Origin of the sequence: Frateuria soli, from assembly GCF_021117385.1 — a bacterium.
Taxonomy (GTDB): Bacteria; Pseudomonadota; Gammaproteobacteria; order Xanthomonadales; family Rhodanobacteraceae; genus Frateuria_A; species Frateuria_A soli.
In genome coordinates, this window is sequence record NZ_CP088252.1 from 797,013 (window position 1) to 812,612 (window position 15,600).

17 protein-coding genes are annotated in these 15,600 nt (G+C 70.0%); 9 read left to right on the forward strand and 8 right to left on the reverse strand.

Going from position 1 to position 15,600, the window contains the following annotated elements; all coding sequences use genetic code 11:
• Positions 1-134: 134 nt before the first annotated feature.
• Together LQ771_RS03625 and LQ771_RS03630 are read right to left on the reverse strand one after the other, a co-directional pair.
• Positions 135-869 carry a 16S rRNA (uracil(1498)-N(3))-methyltransferase gene (locus tag LQ771_RS03625; RefSeq protein WP_231351022.1) on the reverse strand — a complete coding sequence of 245 codons (735 nt, stop codon included), beginning with the start codon at positions 867-869 and terminating at the stop codon, positions 135-137.
• A 74-nt stretch (positions 870-943) separates the two neighbouring features.
• Positions 944-2,347, reverse strand: a complete 1,404-nt coding sequence (locus LQ771_RS03630; protein ID WP_231351023.1) for an adenosylmethionine--8-amino-7-oxononanoate transaminase — start codon at positions 2,345-2,347, stop codon at positions 944-946.
• A 49-nt stretch (positions 2,348-2,396) separates the two neighbouring features.
• Here LQ771_RS03630 and LQ771_RS03635 point away from each other — a divergent pair, with 49 nt between their 5' ends.
• From LQ771_RS03635 to mazG, 5 genes are read left to right on the forward strand one after another with little or no spacing between them, the layout of a single operon-like run.
• Positions 2,397-3,179: a type II secretion system protein N gene (locus LQ771_RS03635; RefSeq protein WP_231351024.1), complete on the forward strand. Its 783-nt coding sequence runs from the start codon at positions 2,397-2,399 to the stop codon at positions 3,177-3,179.
• Positions 3,176-3,961 (forward strand): inositol monophosphatase family protein, encoded by a 786-nt coding sequence (locus LQ771_RS03640; RefSeq protein ID WP_231351025.1) that lies wholly within the window; start codon positions 3,176-3,178, stop codon positions 3,959-3,961. The genes LQ771_RS03635 and LQ771_RS03640 overlap by 4 nt, the downstream gene beginning before the upstream one ends.
• A gap of 9 nt (positions 3,962-3,970) precedes the next feature.
• On the forward strand, positions 3,971-4,525 hold the full coding sequence (gene nudE, locus LQ771_RS03645) for an ADP compounds hydrolase NudE (protein ID WP_231351026.1): 555 nt from the start codon (positions 3,971-3,973) through the stop codon (positions 4,523-4,525).
• Positions 4,522-5,346, forward strand: coding sequence for a 3'(2'),5'-bisphosphate nucleotidase CysQ (gene cysQ / locus LQ771_RS03650; RefSeq protein ID WP_231351027.1), 825 nt, complete (start codon positions 4,522-4,524; stop codon positions 5,344-5,346). Before nudE ends, cysQ begins: the two co-directional genes overlap by 4 nt.
• A 3-nt stretch (positions 5,347-5,349) precedes the next feature.
• Complete coding sequence (gene mazG, locus LQ771_RS03655; protein WP_231351028.1) at positions 5,350-6,150, forward strand: nucleoside triphosphate pyrophosphohydrolase; 801 nt, start codon at positions 5,350-5,352, stop codon at positions 6,148-6,150.
• A gap of 150 nt (positions 6,151-6,300) precedes the next feature.
• Here the strand turns inward: mazG and LQ771_RS03660 are convergent, their stop codons facing one another.
• Positions 6,301-6,813, reverse strand: coding sequence for a tetratricopeptide repeat protein (locus LQ771_RS03660; RefSeq protein WP_231351029.1), 513 nt, complete (start codon positions 6,811-6,813; stop codon positions 6,301-6,303).
• 117 nt (positions 6,814-6,930) lie between these two features.
• Between LQ771_RS03660 and LQ771_RS03665 the strand changes: the two genes are divergently transcribed.
• The gene (locus tag LQ771_RS03665) at positions 6,931-7,698 is read left to right on the forward strand and encodes a GIN domain-containing protein (RefSeq protein ID WP_231351030.1); all 768 of its coding nucleotides are present in this window, start codon (positions 6,931-6,933) and stop codon (positions 7,696-7,698) included.
• 90 nt (positions 7,699-7,788) lie between these two features.
• Here LQ771_RS03665 and LQ771_RS03670 read toward each other — a convergent pair whose 3' ends face one another.
• The 5 genes from LQ771_RS03670 to LQ771_RS03690 form a co-directional block, all read right to left on the reverse strand.
• The gene (locus LQ771_RS03670) at positions 7,789-8,907 is read right to left on the reverse strand and encodes an SLC13 family permease (RefSeq protein ID WP_231351031.1); all 1,119 of its coding nucleotides are present in this window, start codon (positions 8,905-8,907) and stop codon (positions 7,789-7,791) included.
• Positions 8,908-8,920: 13 nt separating this feature from the next.
• Positions 8,921-9,544, reverse strand: a complete 624-nt coding sequence (locus LQ771_RS03675) for a glutathione S-transferase family protein (RefSeq protein WP_231351842.1) — start codon at positions 9,542-9,544, stop codon at positions 8,921-8,923.
• A gap of 27 nt (positions 9,545-9,571) precedes the next feature.
• Entirely contained in the window at positions 9,572-9,799 is a 228-nt protein-coding gene (locus LQ771_RS03680) for a hypothetical protein (RefSeq protein WP_231351032.1), read from the reverse strand.
• Positions 9,800-9,837: 38 nt separating this feature from the next.
• Positions 9,838-12,318, reverse strand: a complete 2,481-nt coding sequence (locus LQ771_RS03685; protein ID WP_231351033.1) for an ABC transporter permease — start codon at positions 12,316-12,318, stop codon at positions 9,838-9,840.
• 94 nt (positions 12,319-12,412) lie between these two features.
• Complete coding sequence (locus tag LQ771_RS03690; RefSeq protein WP_231351034.1) at positions 12,413-13,108, reverse strand: ABC transporter ATP-binding protein; 696 nt, start codon at positions 13,106-13,108, stop codon at positions 12,413-12,415.
• On the opposite strand from LQ771_RS03690, the gene LQ771_RS03695 reads away from it, so the two are divergent.
• The 3 genes from LQ771_RS03695 to LQ771_RS03705 all read left to right on the forward strand — a co-directional run bounded on the left by LQ771_RS03695 (position 13,107) and on the right by LQ771_RS03705 (position 15,582).
• On the forward strand, positions 13,107-13,724 hold the full coding sequence (locus LQ771_RS03695; RefSeq protein ID WP_275045646.1) for an arylesterase: 618 nt from the start codon (positions 13,107-13,109) through the stop codon (positions 13,722-13,724). The two genes, LQ771_RS03690 and LQ771_RS03695, sit on opposite strands and share 2 nt — an antisense overlap.
• Before the next feature lie 130 nt (positions 13,725-13,854).
• Positions 13,855-14,580, forward strand: a complete 726-nt coding sequence (locus LQ771_RS03700) for a response regulator transcription factor (protein ID WP_209619864.1) — start codon at positions 13,855-13,857, stop codon at positions 14,578-14,580.
• 42 nt (positions 14,581-14,622) lie between these two features.
• The gene (locus LQ771_RS03705; RefSeq protein ID WP_231351035.1) at positions 14,623-15,582 is read left to right on the forward strand and encodes a sensor histidine kinase; all 960 of its coding nucleotides are present in this window, start codon (positions 14,623-14,625) and stop codon (positions 15,580-15,582) included.
• Positions 15,583-15,600 lie beyond the last annotated feature (18 nt).

Below are 15,600 nucleotides of genomic sequence, written 5' to 3' on the forward strand. Positions count from 1 at the left end.
GCGCGTCGGGCGCGGCCCACGGGACGTGGTCCAGGCACCACCCGACCGCATATGTCCAACCCGCTCTCGCCGGAGGGTGGTGAAGGTACCGGCCGGGTGGTCGCCGATACCGTGGCCGTCCGTAGCGATCCCGCCTAGATATCCCCGTGCCACGCCTGCAGCGCCGCCAGCGCCGCGAGCCCCGCCGTCTCGGTACGCAGGATGCGTGGTCCAAGCCGCAGACCCGCAAAGCCGGCATTCCCGAGGCTGGCCACGTCGCGCTCGCCGAGCCCGCCTTCCGGACCCACCACCAGCAGGCCGCCGGCCGGACCGAAGGCAAGCCCGCGTGGTGACTGGTCGCCCTCGGGCAGCAGTGCCAGGCGTACCGCGCCATCCTGCGGCAGCGAAGCGAGCCAGGCCTCCAGCGTCTGCGTCGGCATGACCACCGGCAGCCGGGCGCGGCCGCTCTGCTCGCAGGCACTGGCCACGACGGCTCGCCAGTGCGCCAGGCGCTTTTCCGCACGCGACGGATCGAGCCGGACTTCCGAGCGCTCGGTCAGCAGCGGCACGATGCGGGCGACGCCCAGCTCTGTCGCCTTCTGCACGATCAGGTCCATCTTCTCGCCGCGCGCGACGCCCTGGGCCAGCGTGAGCGGCAATGGGGATTCGTTGGCGACCGCCTGCCTGTCGCCGACGCGCGCGCGCACTTCGCGCTTGCCGAGCTGGGTGATGACCGCCTCGTAATCGTGGCCGTCACCATTGAACAGCAGCAGTGGCGCGCCCTCGCCCAGGCGCAGCACGCGCCCCACGTGCTCGCCCGCCTGTGGCGGCAGGCTCAGCTCGATGCCTGGGGCAAGTGGCGCTTCGACGTAGATGCGGGTCGTACGCATGGAGGGTCCTGGCAGTGGGCGGCTGGCAATGGCGGGTCAGCGGCCCGCGTACGGGCGGCCGCGCCGTGGAATGGTCACGCCACCGCGCGCGCGATGCCGGCGATGGCCACGTCCACCAGGTGGTCGATATCCCCCGTGGTGACGACATACGGCGGCATGAAGTACACCACGTTGCCCAGCGGCCGCAGCAGCGCCTGGTTCTCCAGTCCGTGCAGGTAGACGCGCATGCCGCGCCGTTCGGTCGAGGGCCATGGCCTGCGCGTGCGCTTGTCGGCGACCAGCTCGACCGCGGCGATCATGCCGGTCTGGCGCACGTCGGCCACGTTCGGGTGGTCGCGCAGCGGCGCGAGCCTTTTCCCCAGGTGCGCGGCCAGCGCGCGATTGCGTTCCAGCACCGGTTCGTCGCGGAAGATCGCCAGCGTCTCCAGCGCCACGCGACAGGCCAGCGGGTTGCCGGTGTAGCTGTGCGAATGCAGGAAGGCCTTGCCGGCGTTGTATTCGGCATAGAAGGCCGCGTAAACGGCCTCGGTCGTGAGCACCGCCGCGAGCGGCAAGGTGCCGCCGGTCAATCCCTTGGACAGACACATGAAATCCGGGGCCACGCCAGCCCTTCGACCAGGCTCGGGACACGCCTGCTCGCAGGCGAACAGCGTCCCGGTGCGGCCGAAGCCGACCGCGATCTCGTCGGCGATGAAGTGCACGGCGAACTCGTCGCACAGCCGACGCAGGCCGGCCAGGTAATCGGGGTGGTACATGCGCATGCCGCCGGCGCATTGCACCAGCGGCTCGACGATCACCGCGCAGGTTTCATGTGCGTGGCGTTCGAGCAGGGCGCGCAGTTCGTCCAGCCGTCGGGCCGCGACCTGGGCCGGCGTCTCTCCCGGCTCGCCTTCGTAGGCGTCCGGCGAAGGCGCCAGGATCGGCGTCAGCAACAAGGGTGCATAGGTCTTGCGATACAGCGCCACGTCGCTGACCGACAGCGCGCCCAGCGTCTCGCCGTGATAGCTGCCGGTCAGCGCGATGAAGCGCGTCTTCTCGCCGTGTCCCTGGTTGAGCCAGTAGTGGAAGCTCATCTTGAGCGCCACCTCGACCGCGGCGGAACCGATGTCGGCGTAGAACACGCGCTCCAGTCCCGGCGGCGCGACGCGCACGAGCTCCTCGGCCAGAGCGATCGCCGGCTCATGGGTGAAACCGGCGAAGATCACGTGCTCCAGCCGCTGCGCCTGGTCGGCCAGCGCCGCGGCCAGGCGCGGGTTCGCATGGCCGAAGATGTTGGTCCACCAGGAACTGACGCCATCCAGGTAGCGGCGTCCGTCGGCATCGAACAGCCACGCGCCCTCCCCGCGCACGATCGGCACCATCGGGATGTGCTCGTGGTCGTGCATTTGCGTGCAGGGGTGCCACACGTGCCTGAGATCGCGCGCGGCCAGCGCGGCGTTGCCGGCCATGGCCGGCGTGTCGGGGGAGGGGGCGTCCATCCCGCTATGATCGGCGTTGCGGCGTGGCCGCTCAAGATCGAGGACCAAAGTGAAACGCTCGCGCGCCGCCTGGCTGACCGTCGCCATCCTGCTGCTGCTCGTCGTCATGCTGGTGTTGTTGCTGCCGGCACGCTGGGTGGCTCCATTCGTCCAGTCGCGCCTGCACGGCCTCGGGCTCGAGGGTGTGCACGGGCTGGTCTGGAACGGCGGGGCACGGGAACTGCGCGGCCTGGATGGCCACCCGCTGGGGCACCTGCAGTGGCGGCTTTCGCGGGCTCTGCTGTGGGGGCGGCTGGACCTGCAGCTGCGATTGGACGGGCCCGGACTCACCGCCAGTGGCCACCTGCGGCGCGATGGCGACGGCCGTGCGATCTGGACCGACGTGGCGTTGCGGGCCGATCCGGCGGTCTGGGCACCCCGTTTCGATTCGCCACTGGGTACGCCGCGTGGAACGCTGACGATGGAGTTGCGCCGCGCCGTGCTGCAGGCGAACTGGCCGGTCGAACTCGAAGGTCAGGTGCACTGGCACGGCGCGTCCGTGCTGACGCGGAGGCAGACCGTGTCGCTCGGCGATTTCCGCATGGATATCGACGGGACCAACGGCGTGCTGACCGGCCGATTGCACGACCAGAACAACGGGCCGCTGCGCGCCGAAGGCCACTGGCAGGCGAGTCCCCTGGGCTGGCGCCTGGACCTGCTGTTGCAACCGCGCACCGCCGACCCGGCACTGCGCCACTGGCTGGCCCGCCTGGGCCGGCCGGATGCGGACGGCACCGTCCGCCTTCATCGCCGCGGCGGCCTGGCCGCGGCCACGCCGGAAGCCGCGCCATGAGTTACGAGCCCGAACAGGCCCTGGCCGCCGCGCGCGAAGCCGCGGCGGCCGCGGGCGAGATCATCCGCCACTACTGGAACCGCGGCGTGTCGGTCGAGTGGAAGGCCGACGCCACGCCGGTCACCGTCGCCGATCGCGAAGCCGAGCAGGCGATCCGCGCGTTGCTTGCCCGGGCGTTGCCGCAGGCGGCGATCTACGGCGAGGAATACGGCATCGAGGGCGCGCGCGACGGCCTGTTGTGGCTGGTCGACCCGCTCGACGGGACCAAGAGCTTCGTGCGCCGCACGCCGTTCTTTTCCACCCAGATCGCACTGATGGACCGGGGGGAGCTGGTGCTGGGCGTTTCCAGCGCGCCCATCTACGGCGAGACCATGTGGGCGCGACACGGTGCGGGCGCCTGGCTCGACGGCGAACGGGTGCAAGTGGCACCCATCGACGCCATGTCCCAGGCGTCGCTCTCGATCGGCAACGTCAAGTCGCTCACGGCCGACGCGCGCTGGGACGCCCTCGGCGCGCTGATCCGCGACAGCAGCCGCATCCGGGGCTACGGCGATTTCTGCCACTACCACCTGCTCGCGCGGGGTGGGCTGGACCTCGTGATCGAGTCGGACGTGAACATCCTGGACGTCGCTGCGCTGGCGGTCATCGTGCGCGAGGCCGGCGGCGTGTTCACCGATCTGGAAGGCAGCGCACCGTCCCTGGAAACCGCCAGTGTGCTGGCCGGCACGCCGGCCATCCACGCCCAGGCGCTTGCACGCCTGCATCATGAAAGCACGGGCTAGAATGGCCTGATGCGCAAGCCACCGATCGTCCACGCCACCCGCGAATGCGTCGACAGCCGCTTCCTGCGCGTCGAGCAGCTGGATCTCGAATTCTCTAACGGCGAGAAGCGCACCTACGAGCGACTGCGTGCCAGCGGCCTGGGCGCGGTGATCATCGTCCCCATGCTCGACGACGACACGGTGCTGCTGATCCGCGAGTACGGCGCCGGTGTGGGCCGCTACGAACTCTCGCTGCCCAAGGGGCGGCTCGACCAGGACGAGACCGCCGAGCAGGGCGCCGACCGCGAGCTCAAGGAGGAGGTCGGCTATGGCGCCAAGCGCCTGAAGATCCTGCACAACCTGTCGCTTTCGCCCGGCTACATGACGCATATGGCGCACGTGGTGCTGGCACAGGATCTCTACCCCGAACGCCTGCCCGGCGACGAACCCGAGGAGTTGGATGTGGTCCCATGGAAGCTTTCCGAACTGCACACCCTGATCGGCCGTGACGACGTGACCGAAGGACGCTCGATCGCCGCCCTGTTCATGGCGCGCGAGTACCTTGCCGGGCGCTTCCAGCCATGAGCGCGACCGCCCCGGAAACCGGCCTGCTGGCCGAGGTGAGCGCGATCGCGCGCGAGGCGGGCAATGCCATTCTCGCGATCTATCGCGACGAATTCGCGGTCGAGCACAAGGACGATGCCTCGCCGCTCACCGCCGCCGATCTCGCCGCCCAGCGCGTGATCGCGGCCGGCCTGGCGCGCATCGCGCCAGATCTGCCGATGCTGTCGGAGGAGGCGCGCGCCGCCCCGTGGGAACAGCGCCGCAGCTGGTCGCGCTACTGGCTGATCGACCCGCTCGACGGCACCCGCGAGTTCGTCAAGCGCAACGGCGAATTCACCGTCAACATCGCCCTGATCGAGGATCACCGGCCGGTGCTCGGCGTCGTGCTGGCCCCGGTCACCGGTGAGTTGTACGCCGCGGCCGAGGGCCAGGGCGCATGGTTGCAGCAGCACGCCAACGGGCAGTGGCAGCCGATCGGAGTGCGTGCCCTGGCCGCTCCTGCGGTGGTGGCCGGCAGCCGCTCGCACGGCAACGACACGCACGATTTCCTCGACGCGCTGCTGGGCACGCCCTATCAGCCGTTCCCGATGGGCTCTTCACTGAAGTTCTGCCTGATCGCGCGCGCCGTCGCCGACCTCTACCTGCGGCTGGGACCGACCAGCGAATGGGACACCGCCGCCGCCCAGTGCGTGCTGGAACAGGCCGGCGGCGCGGTGCTCGACCTCGCGGGCGAGCCGCTGCAATACAACACCAAGGAATCGGTGCTCAACCCGGAGTTCATCGCCGTGGGCGATCGTTCGGTGGAGTGGAAGGCGCGGCTGGGCAGGGCGAGGCCGGCCTGACGAATGGCGGATCGCTACACGCTCGACGATCTGCTCGGGATCATGGCCCGCCTGCGTGATCCCCAGCGTGGCTGCCCGTGGGACCTGCAGCAGGACTTCGCCACGATCGCGCCCTACACCCTGGAGGAAGCCTACGAGGTCGCCGATGCCATCGACCGCGACGACTTCGACGACCTGCGCGAGGAGTTGGGCGACCTGCTGCTGCAGGTCGTGTTCCATGCGCAGATGGCCAGCGAGCGGGGGTTGTTCGACTTCGCCGACGTCGCGCACGGGATTGCCGACAAGATGCGACGGCGCCACCCTCACGTCTTCGGCGAGGATCGCTACGACAGCGTCGAAGCGCAGGCGCGCGCCTGGGAGGCCATCAAGGCGGCCGAGCGCGCCGAACGCGGCCAGCTGCACGACACCAGCGCGCTGGCCGGCATCTCGCGCGGCCTGCCGGAGTGGAGGCGCGCGAGCAAGCTGCAACAGCGCGCCGCAAGCGTGGGCTTCGAGTGGCGCGAACCCGGTCCGGTGCTCGACAAGCTCGCCGAGGAGGTGGACGAGGTCCGCGCCGAATTCGCCGCCGGCGCCGATGTCGGGCGGCTGGAGGACGAGATCGGCGACGTGCTGTTCGTCACCGCCAACCTGGCCCGTCATGCGGGCGTCGATTTCTCACGTGCGCTGCGTCGCGCCAATGCGAAATTCGAGCGGCGCTTCCGCCAGATGGAATCGCTGGCTGCCGCGGAAGGCCGGCCGTTCGCCGAGCGGAGCCTTTCCGAACAGGAATCCCTCTGGCAGCGAGCCAAGGCCGCCGAATCGTAACCTTGTGCACGACCCCGCCCGGGCCATGCAAGGGCCGGCCAATGCCGTTGGCAGACTGTTGCACGGGCCGATGACCGGCATTGCTTCCGTGCTGCAGGCGATGCTTCGGGCGCAAACGACGGAAGGCATCGCCCGACAGCCGCGGCAGGGCTACTTCGCCGCCGGCGTCTTCGCCTGCTGCCACTGCGCACGCATGCGCTCGCGCTCGGCGCGCATCCTGGCCTCGTTGGCGAGGTTCTCGGACAGGCTCTTGCGCAGCGTGGCGATGGCCTGGTCGACATTGGCCGGTTTTGCCTGCAGGCGGGCAAGGCCGTGGTAGGCGTGGGTGCGCAGGTGCGGGTCCTGCGACTTGGCCAGGACTTCGTTGTAGATGCCGGCCAGTTCCTTTTCACGTCCAGCCTGGCGGTAAAGTCGCTCGAGCGCGTGCAGGTCGGCCATGGCGCCCATGCCTGGGCCGTGTTCCATACGCATCCGATGCATGCCTTCGCCCATGCCGGGGCGGCTGTGCATGCGGTGCATGTCCTGGCCTACCGGACCATGGGCGGGTGCAGGCAGGGTGCGGGCCTGTGGCGCGGGCGCCGCGGGCGGCGTGTCCTGCGACAGGGCCAGGGGACTGGCCAGCAGCAGGGCGAGGGCGGGGACGAGCAGGATGCGAGGTGCCATGGGTGGAGCTCCGCAGGAGGGTGTTCCGGAAACGCGACCCCGCGCGCCCGGTTGACTGCAACCCTGCGGGTGCCGGATGCATCCAAGGGGAGTCCATTCAGCCAGGCGGAGTCTCCCATGCGTCGCATTCTCGCTTCCCTCTTGTTGCTCGCGCCGCTGGCCGGCCATGCAGCCGATCGCTGTGCCTTCGAGGCACCGCGCAACATGAGCCTCGACCTGGCCGGTGTGCGTACCGTGCAGATCGAGGTGCACAGCTTCGATCTGCACGTGACCGGCCGGGCCGATGCGCGCAAGCTCGACGTGCGCGGTCGCGCGTGTGCATCCGACCGCGACATGCTCGACCGGTTGGTCGTCACCCAGCGCCGCGAGGGCGACCAGCTCATCCTCGAACTCGGCAACGATCGTGGCTTTCACTGGTTCGGCAGCGGCGAGGCGGGCCTTGACGTCACGGTCGAGCTCCCGGCCAGCCTGCCGCTGACGGTCGACGTGGGTTCGGGCGATGCCGAAGTCAGCGGCGTCGCGCAGCTCGACAGCCGCGTCGGCTCGGGCGACCTGCACGTCCGCAACGTAGCGGGCCGCTTCGCCACCGGCGTGGGATCGGGCGACGTGGAGGCGCGCGACGTGGGCAGCCTTGACCTCGGCTCGGTCGGCTCCGGTGACTTCACTGCCAGCGGCATCGAAGGCGACGCGCGCGTGGGCAGCATCGGCTCGGGTGACGTGACCCTGCGCAACGTGCGCGGCAGCGTGCATGCCGACACGCTCGGCTCGGGCGACCTCGACGTCGACGGCGTCGGTGGCGACCTCAGTCTCGGCGCCAAGGGCAGTGGCGATGTCAGTCACAACAACGTCAAGGGCAGGGTGGACGTGCCCGGCGACGACGACTGACCTTTCGCGGGAGCGCCCCCGTGCGCGGCCGCCATGCCGCAGGTCGCGCAGGGGTGCGCTGATGCATGGCGATCCGGCGCAGGTAAACGCCTACCCCAGCCACCGCCACACCAGGTACACCAGTGGCGCGCACACCAGCAGGAACGGCACCGATACCCGGTGCAACTCGCGCAACCCGTGCGGCTGGCGAGCCAGCCGCAGGGCGATGAGGTTGGCCAGCGAGCCGATCGCCAGTCCGTAGCCGCCCACGTTCACTGCGACCGCGAGCGCGATGGGGTCGTGCGCGCGGTCGAGCAGCAGCACGGTTGCCGGCACGTTGCTGGCCAGCTGCGAGGCAAGGATGCCTCCCAGGTAGAGCGTGAGCGGCCGGCTGAAATCCAGCCGGTCCAGCGCCGCGTCGACCACCGGCAGCTCGGCCAGGTGGCCAAGCCCGAGGAAGATCGCGGCGAAGGTGAGCAGCAGCAGCCAGTCCACCTGCGCCAGGCTGCGCGGTGCGACGAGCGCGAACACCAGCAACAGTGCGCCGGCGCCGAAGGCCGCGTGGCCGTACTCCATCAGCACCACCATTGCCACCAACGCGACCGTCGACAACATGGCCAGGCCGCGTACCACCGCCTGTCCGTCGAGTGTCCCCGTCGCCAGTGCCACCCGTTCGCGCGGCAGCCATGCCCACGTCAGCGTCGCCACCATGGCGAACATCACCGCGGCCACCGGCAGCATGGCCCAGGCGAAGCCCAGGAACGGCAACTGTCCGTGTTGCCACAACAGCAGGTTCTGCGGGTTGCCGATCGGGCTGAGCGTCGAGCCCGCATTCACCGCCAGGGCCTCCAGCACCACCATGCGCAATACCGGCAGGTTGGAGAGCCCGCCGATGGCCACGGTCAGCGGTACCAGCACGAACAGGCTCACGTCGTTGGTCAGCACCATGGACAACAGCGCCGCAGTGCTCACCAGCAGCAGGCCCAGGCCGCGCAGCGAGTGCGTGCGCGCGACCAGCAGCGCAGCTGCGTGCTGCACGAGCGCGCTGTCGCGGATGCCCTGGATGGCGATCAGCAGTCCGGCCAGGCCGGCCAGGGTCGGCCCCTGCAGCCAGCGCTGCCAGGCAGCGGTCGGCTGCGGGTCGACGATCGCAAGCACCAGCGTGAGCAGGGCGAAGGCGAACAGCAGCCACTCGGCCCGGAGCCGCTTCAGCCAGCGATGGTCAGTCATCGATTCGGGCAACCTACCACTCGCGCAGGCCTTCGACCTCGTACAAGCGCTTCCAGCTCGGTCGTGCGCGCACCAGATCGGCCAGCCGCTTCAATGCCGGCCACTCGGTCGCCGGGCGCGGCATGTTGCGCGACCAGCGCATCAGCATGGTCAGCAGCAGATCCGCGCCGGAGAAGCGCTCGCCAAGCAGGTACGGGCCGTGTGCGGCCAGATGCGCATCGAGCAGGTCCCACACGCCTTCGATCCGGCGCTTCAGGGCAGCGCGCACGGCGGGCGTTTCATCCAGTTCCTGCGGGTAGAACCAGAAGCGGTAGGCGGACATCAGCGTATTGCTGAGGTAGACGATCCACTGGTACCACGCCGCCCGCTCCGGCGTACCCGGTGGCGGCGCCAGCGGCGACTCGGGGTGGCGCTCGGCCAGCAGCATCAGCAGCGCGGCCGACTCGCTCAGCGGCTTGCCGTCGACTACCAGCGTGGGCACCACGCCGCGCGGGTTGAGCCTGAGATAGTCCGGCCCGCGCTGCGCCCCGGCGTCCAGGTCGACCAGCCTGAGTTCGTGCGGCGCGCCCGTTTCGAGCAGCGCCAGGTGCACCACCATGCTGGCGGTGCCCGGGGCGTAGTAGAGGGTGTACACGATGCTCTCCAGGCTGTCGGTAAGGGCGGCTCAGTCGTGCCGGCCGCGGTTCCTGCGCTTGCGTGCAGTGACACGGGCTGCAGCCAGCGAGGTACCCAGGCCGGCACCCACTGCGATGCCGATACCGATACCTAGCGCAAGGTTGCCCAGTGCAAGGCCAATGGCCACGCCGATGGCCATGCCGGAGCCCATCCCGATGCTGGTTCCGGTGGCCATGGCGCGGCGGTCCTGGTCGGGCGCGGTCTTCTGCTCGCTCATGTGCTTCCCTCCGTTGGGATCACCAGTCTGGATTCCATTCACTGCTCCCGCAACAGCCGCATCGGCGAAGTGCGCGCGACCCGCCGGGTGCCCGCCAGGCCCAGCAGCATGATCACCACGGCGGCGGCCAGAGCGGCGCCGAGCAACGGCCACAGCGGCGGCACGAATTCGTCCAGCCGGAACACCGCGCGCCCCAGCCACCAGCCGGCGCCGGCCGCGCCGATCGCGGCAGTGAGCCCGGCGATCAGGCCAAGCAGCGCGAACTCACAGGCCGCCGCCAGCCGGAGCTGGCCACGGCGCGCACCCAGCGTGCGCAGCAGCGCGGCCTCGTGCCGGCGCTCGGCCGCACTGGTGGCCAGTGCCGCGGCCAGCACCAGAGCGCCGGCGAGCAGGCTGAATCCGAGCACCCAGCGCACCGCGCCGCCGACCTGGTCGACGATCTCGCGCACGCGGTCCAGCAGCGCATCCACGTCGACCAGGCTGAGGTTGCTGAAGTCGCGCGACAGCCTGGCCAGCGCCTGGGCGTGCCCGCGCGGCAGGTAGAAGCTGGCCAGCCAGGTATGCGGCAGGTCGCTCGCGTGGGCCGGGTCCAGCAGCAGGAAGAAGTTCACCCGGAACGAGCTCCAGTCGACCTGGCGCACGCTGCCGACGGTCGCCTCCAGCGTGCCTTCGCCGACGTCGAAGCGCATGCGGTCACCGATCTTCAGTGCGAACATGTCGCGCCACATCGTGTCCACCGAGACTTCCGCGCGCGGCGGGCTGGCGCCCGCCCAGCGGCCGGCAATGACCTGGTTGGACGGCGGCAACGTGCCGGTCCAGGACAGGCGCAGCTGGCGGTCGACCCACTCCTTGGCGCGCGGGTCGGCGAAGTGCAGCTTGTCCACCGGCGTGCCGTTGATCGCACTCAGCTTGCCCACCGCCAGCGGCAGCATGTTGATTTTCTGTGCGCGCAGTTCTTCCAGGCGCCGGGTGAAATCGGCACGCTGGTCGTCCTGCAGGTTGAGCACGAACCAGTTGGGCGTGTCCGGCGGCAGCTCGCGGCGCCAGCCTTCCAGCAACGCCGGGGCGACCACGGCAAGCAGCAGCAGCGCGACCAGGCCGAGACTGAGCGCCGTCGCCTGCACCGTACTCAGGCCGCGCCGCCGCGCCAGCGCGGCCAGGCCCAGCCGCAGCGCCGGATGGGCGCCCGGAGCGATGCGCCGCGCGAACCACAGCAGCACCAGCGCAAGGAGGGCCGCAAGCAGGGCCACGCCGAGCAGGCTGACGGCCAGGATGCCGGCCAGCTTCGCCGAGTCGCTCTGGCTCCAGATCAGCGCAAGTGCGACCAGTGCGGGCACCAGGTAGAGCGCATCCACCCGACGCACGCGCCGCTCCATGCTGGCGCGGAATACGGCCACCGGTGGCACCTCCGCCAGCCGCGCCAGCGGCGGCAGTGCGAAACCGGCCAGCACGGCCAAGCCCATCGCCGCCGCGCCCAGCGCCGGCAGCAGCGGCACGGTGGTGGGTACGTGCACGAACGTGGCGCCAGCCAGTCGCCAGGCACCTTCGGCCAGCCCCCACGACACCAGCACGCCAAGCAGGGCCGCCGGCAGTGCGAGTGCGCCCAGGGTTGCCAGCAGCAGGGCGAGCACGCGCGATCGGGCGGTTCCCAGCGCGCGCAGCAGCGCGATCTCCGGCGTCTTGCGCCGCGCGTAGCGCTGTGCGGCCAGGGCGATCGCCACGCCGGCCAGCAGCGCCGAAAGCATGGCGGTCAGGCGCAGGAATGCGCCGGCGCGGTCGAAGGCGTTGCGCATGCGTTCCTGGGTCTGTTCCGGCGTCACCAGGTCCGCGCCCTGGGGCAGGCTGCGGCGCCTGACCCAGTCCAGCCATTGGCCGACGGCCGCCGGGGTTCCGGCGACGAGCAGGCGATGGCGCGCGCGGCTGCCCACGCCGAGCAGGCCGGCGCGCTGCGCGTCGGCCAGGTTCATCAGCGCGCGCGGCGCCATCGCCACCAGCTCGCCGCCATCGGGCTGGCTCACCAGTTCGGCCGCGATGGTCAGCTCGGAGCCGCCGATCTGCACCCGGTCGCCCACCCCCAGGCCGAGGGCGACCAGCGCGCGGTGGTCCAGGTACACCGTACCGACGGCCGGACCGTGACCCGCGGAGGAGCTTCCATGCGCGGCCAGTTCCAGCGTGCCGCGCAGCGGCCAGGCGCCATCGACGGCGTCCACGTCAAGCAACTGGCCGCGCTCGCCGGCGAAGGCCACGCTGGGGAAGCCGGCGCTGCGGGTCAGCGCCAGTCCGCGCTGGCGGGCTTCATCGGCATAGGCTGGCGGCAATGCCTGCGGCGCCGACAGGCCGGCGTCGCCGCCGATGAGCTCCGCGGCGCTGGCGAGCAGCCCGCGCTCGACGCGGCTGGCGAGCGTGGCCACCACGCCCAGTGCCACGACTGCCAGCAGCAAGGAGGCGGCCAGCGTGCGCAGTTCGGGGAGGTGCCATTCCCGGCGCAGGGTGCGCAGGGCAAGCCGCAGCAGCTTCATGTGGCGCTTCCCGATAGGCCGGCCTGTGCGCGACCCGTCGCGGGTCGCGTATGGTGATTACGCATCGAGCACGCTCCCGCGACCTGGCGGCCGCTCATTGCGCGGCCGCCGGCGCGGTGACGCGGCCCTCGGTCAGTTCCACGCCCCGGCTGCAGCGCGCGGCCAGTTGCGCGTCGTGCGTGACCAGCACGAGCGTGGTGCGATGGTCGCGGTTGAGTGCGAACAACAGGTCGGCGACGTGCCGCCCGGTGCGTTGGTCGAGATTGCCGGTGGGTTCGTCGGCGAACAGTACGCGCGGACGGTGCACGAACGCCCGAGCGATCGCCACGCGCTGCTGCTCTCCGCCGGACAGCTGCGCGGGATAGTGCCGCCGGCGCGCGTGCAGGCCCACCGCATCGAGCGCCTCGTGCGCCCGCTCGCGTGCATCGTCGCGGCCTTCCAGCTCCAGTGGCAGCATCACGTTCTCCTCCGCGGTGAGAGCCGGAAGCAAGTGGAAGGACTGGAACACGAAGCCGACCAGACGCCGGCGCAGGTCCGCGCGCGCCTCCTCGTCCATCGCCTGCAGCGCATGGCCGTCCAGGTGGATGGTGCCGGCGCTGGGCAAGTCCAGCCCGGCCAGCAGGCCGAGCAGGGTGGTCTTGCCAGAGCCGGACGCGCCGACGATGGCGAAGCTCTCGCCAGCGTGTACCGAAAGGCTCACGTTGGCCAGGATGTCCAGCCTGCCCTCGGGTCCGCGCACCGTCTTGCTAACATCGCGGGCCTCCAGAAGCGGTCGGGAAGATTCACTCATGCGTCGAGTCCTTGCGTTGCTTGCCATGCTGTGGATGGGATGGAGCGGCACCGCACTGGCGGCCGCGCCGAAAACAGTGCTCGTGCTGGGCGATTCGCTGTCGGCCGCGCACAACATCGCCGCCGACCAGGGCTGGGTGCATCTGCTGGAAGTACGCCTGGGCAAGATGGAGCCGCCCTGGCGCGTGGTCAATGCCAGCATCAGCGGCGAAACCACGCTGAGCGGACGCAATCATCTGCCGAAGCTGCTGGAGGCGTACCAGCCGGACGTGCTGGTGCTGGAACTGGGCGCCAACGATGGCCTTCGCGGCCTGCCGCTGGATGCGGTGGAACGCAACCTCGCCGCGATGATCGACATGGCACGGCAGGCGCATGCCAGGGTGCTGCTGATCGGTATCGAACTGCCGGTGAACTACGGTCCACGCTACCGCGACGCCTTGCGGGGCGTATACGCCGATCTCGCGCGTCGCAAACGCACGGCCCTGGTGCCCTTCCTGCTGGAAAAAGTGGCGCTTGACCCCGCGCTGATGCAGGCCGATGGGCTGCATCCCACGGCCGCCGGGGAGCCGGCCGTATTTGCCACCGTGTGGGCTCAACTGGCACCGTTGCTGCACTGACCGGGCCTCGGCTTGCCAACGGCCCCGGGCACCGGAACGCCTTCTGAATCACGCCTTAAAAAATTCACGTTGCTGTCACCCGTCGGATCGTTAGCTCTTCACATTTGTGAAAACCACCAACGGAGGGACCATGAGCCTGCGCGACGAACAGTCCGGCTTGATACTGCTGGTCGAGGACAACCGGCAAATTGCTGAAATGGTTGGGGAATTCCTGGAGCGACGTGGCTACTCGGTGGACTATGCCGCCGATGGCGTCAGCGGTCTGCATCTGGCCGTGTCCAACAGCTACGACGTCATCGTGCTGGACCTGATGCTGCCGGGCATGGATGGCCTGGACGTGTGCCGCAAGCTGCGCAAGGACGCCAAGAAGTCCACTCCCGTGCTCATGCTCACTGCGCGCGACACGCTTGAGGACAAGCTGATCGGCCTCGAGGCCGGGGCGGACGACTATCTGGTCAAGCCTTTCGAGGTGCGCGAGCTGGAAGCGCGCCTGCGCGCGCTGATCCGTCGCGACCGCCGCCAGGTGTCCTCCGAAGTGCTTACCGTCGGCGACATGACGCTCGACACCGCCACCCTGCGCCTGACCCGAGGCGGGCAGGAGCTGACCGTTTCGCCGATCGGCCTGAAGCTGCTCGCGATCCTGATGCGCGAATCGCCCCGCGTGGTCAGTCGTCGCGACATCGAGCGGGAGATCTGGGGCGACACGCTGCCCGACTCCGACACCCTGCGCTCGCACCTGTACAACCTGCGCCGGGTGATCGACAAGCCGTTCGACCGGCCGCTGCTGCACACGATCCATTCGGCCGGCTATCGCCTGGCCGATCTGGAAACGGAAGTGGCCACGGCCACCGCCTGATCGAGCGGGGTGGACATCGCAACAACAGGTATGGACAGGGGATTGCCACGGAAACAGGGCGGGGGACGGAGGCAGGCCGGTGCATTCCACCGCCGGCTTGCGCTCATCTTCGGCCTGCATCTGGTCGGCGTGGTCATCTGCGTCATGCTGGGCCTGTACGAGGTCGCGCCGCTGGCGGCGGTGGTGGTGCTGCTCGCCGTCATCAGCGCCCTGGCGTGGCTGGCGGCACGGCGCGAGTGGCGGCCGGTCGACCGGCTTGCGCGCGTGATCGACGCCTGGGACGAGGAACCCAACGTGGACGCGCTGGCCCCCACGCGCCTGTCCGACCAGGCCGATGCCGACGTGGTGACGCTCGCGCGCGGGCTGCACGGTTTTGCCACGCGCATCGCTGGCTACAACCAGCGCGAGCGCAACTTCACCCGTGACGCCAGCCACGAGCTGCGCAGCCCGCTCACGGTGATCAAGATGTCCGCCGACATGCTTTCGGACGAGTCCGAGCTCAGCAAGTTCGGCGTGCGTTCGGTCAAGCGCATCCAGCGCGCCACGCGCGAGATGGAGGCGCTGATCGAGGCGTTGCTGATCCTGGCGCGGGAGGGGGACGTAGGCGCGGGCGAGGAGGAGTTCGTCGTCAACGACGTGCTGCACAAGGGCATGGACGACCTGCGCCAGATGCTCGAGGGCCGCGCGGTCGACCTCAGGATCGAGGAACCGGCGCGTTTCGCGCTACGCGCCTCGCCGCGCGTGTTCATGGTGCTGTGCTGGCAACTGATCCGCAACGCCAGCCAGCAGGCCGACCACGGCACGATCGTGATCACCGTGCTGCCCGGCGCGGTGGCGGTCTCCAACCGGGTGGACGAGGCGCCGGCCATCGACCGTCACGGTTTCGAGCTGGCGATCGCCCAGCGCATCAGCGAGCGCTTCCACTGGCCGCTCGAACTGCAGACCCGCGACGGCTGCGAGCACATCGCCAGCATCCGCTTTCCGGAAACGCTGCCGGCCTGAGCGGACAGACAGTTAGGA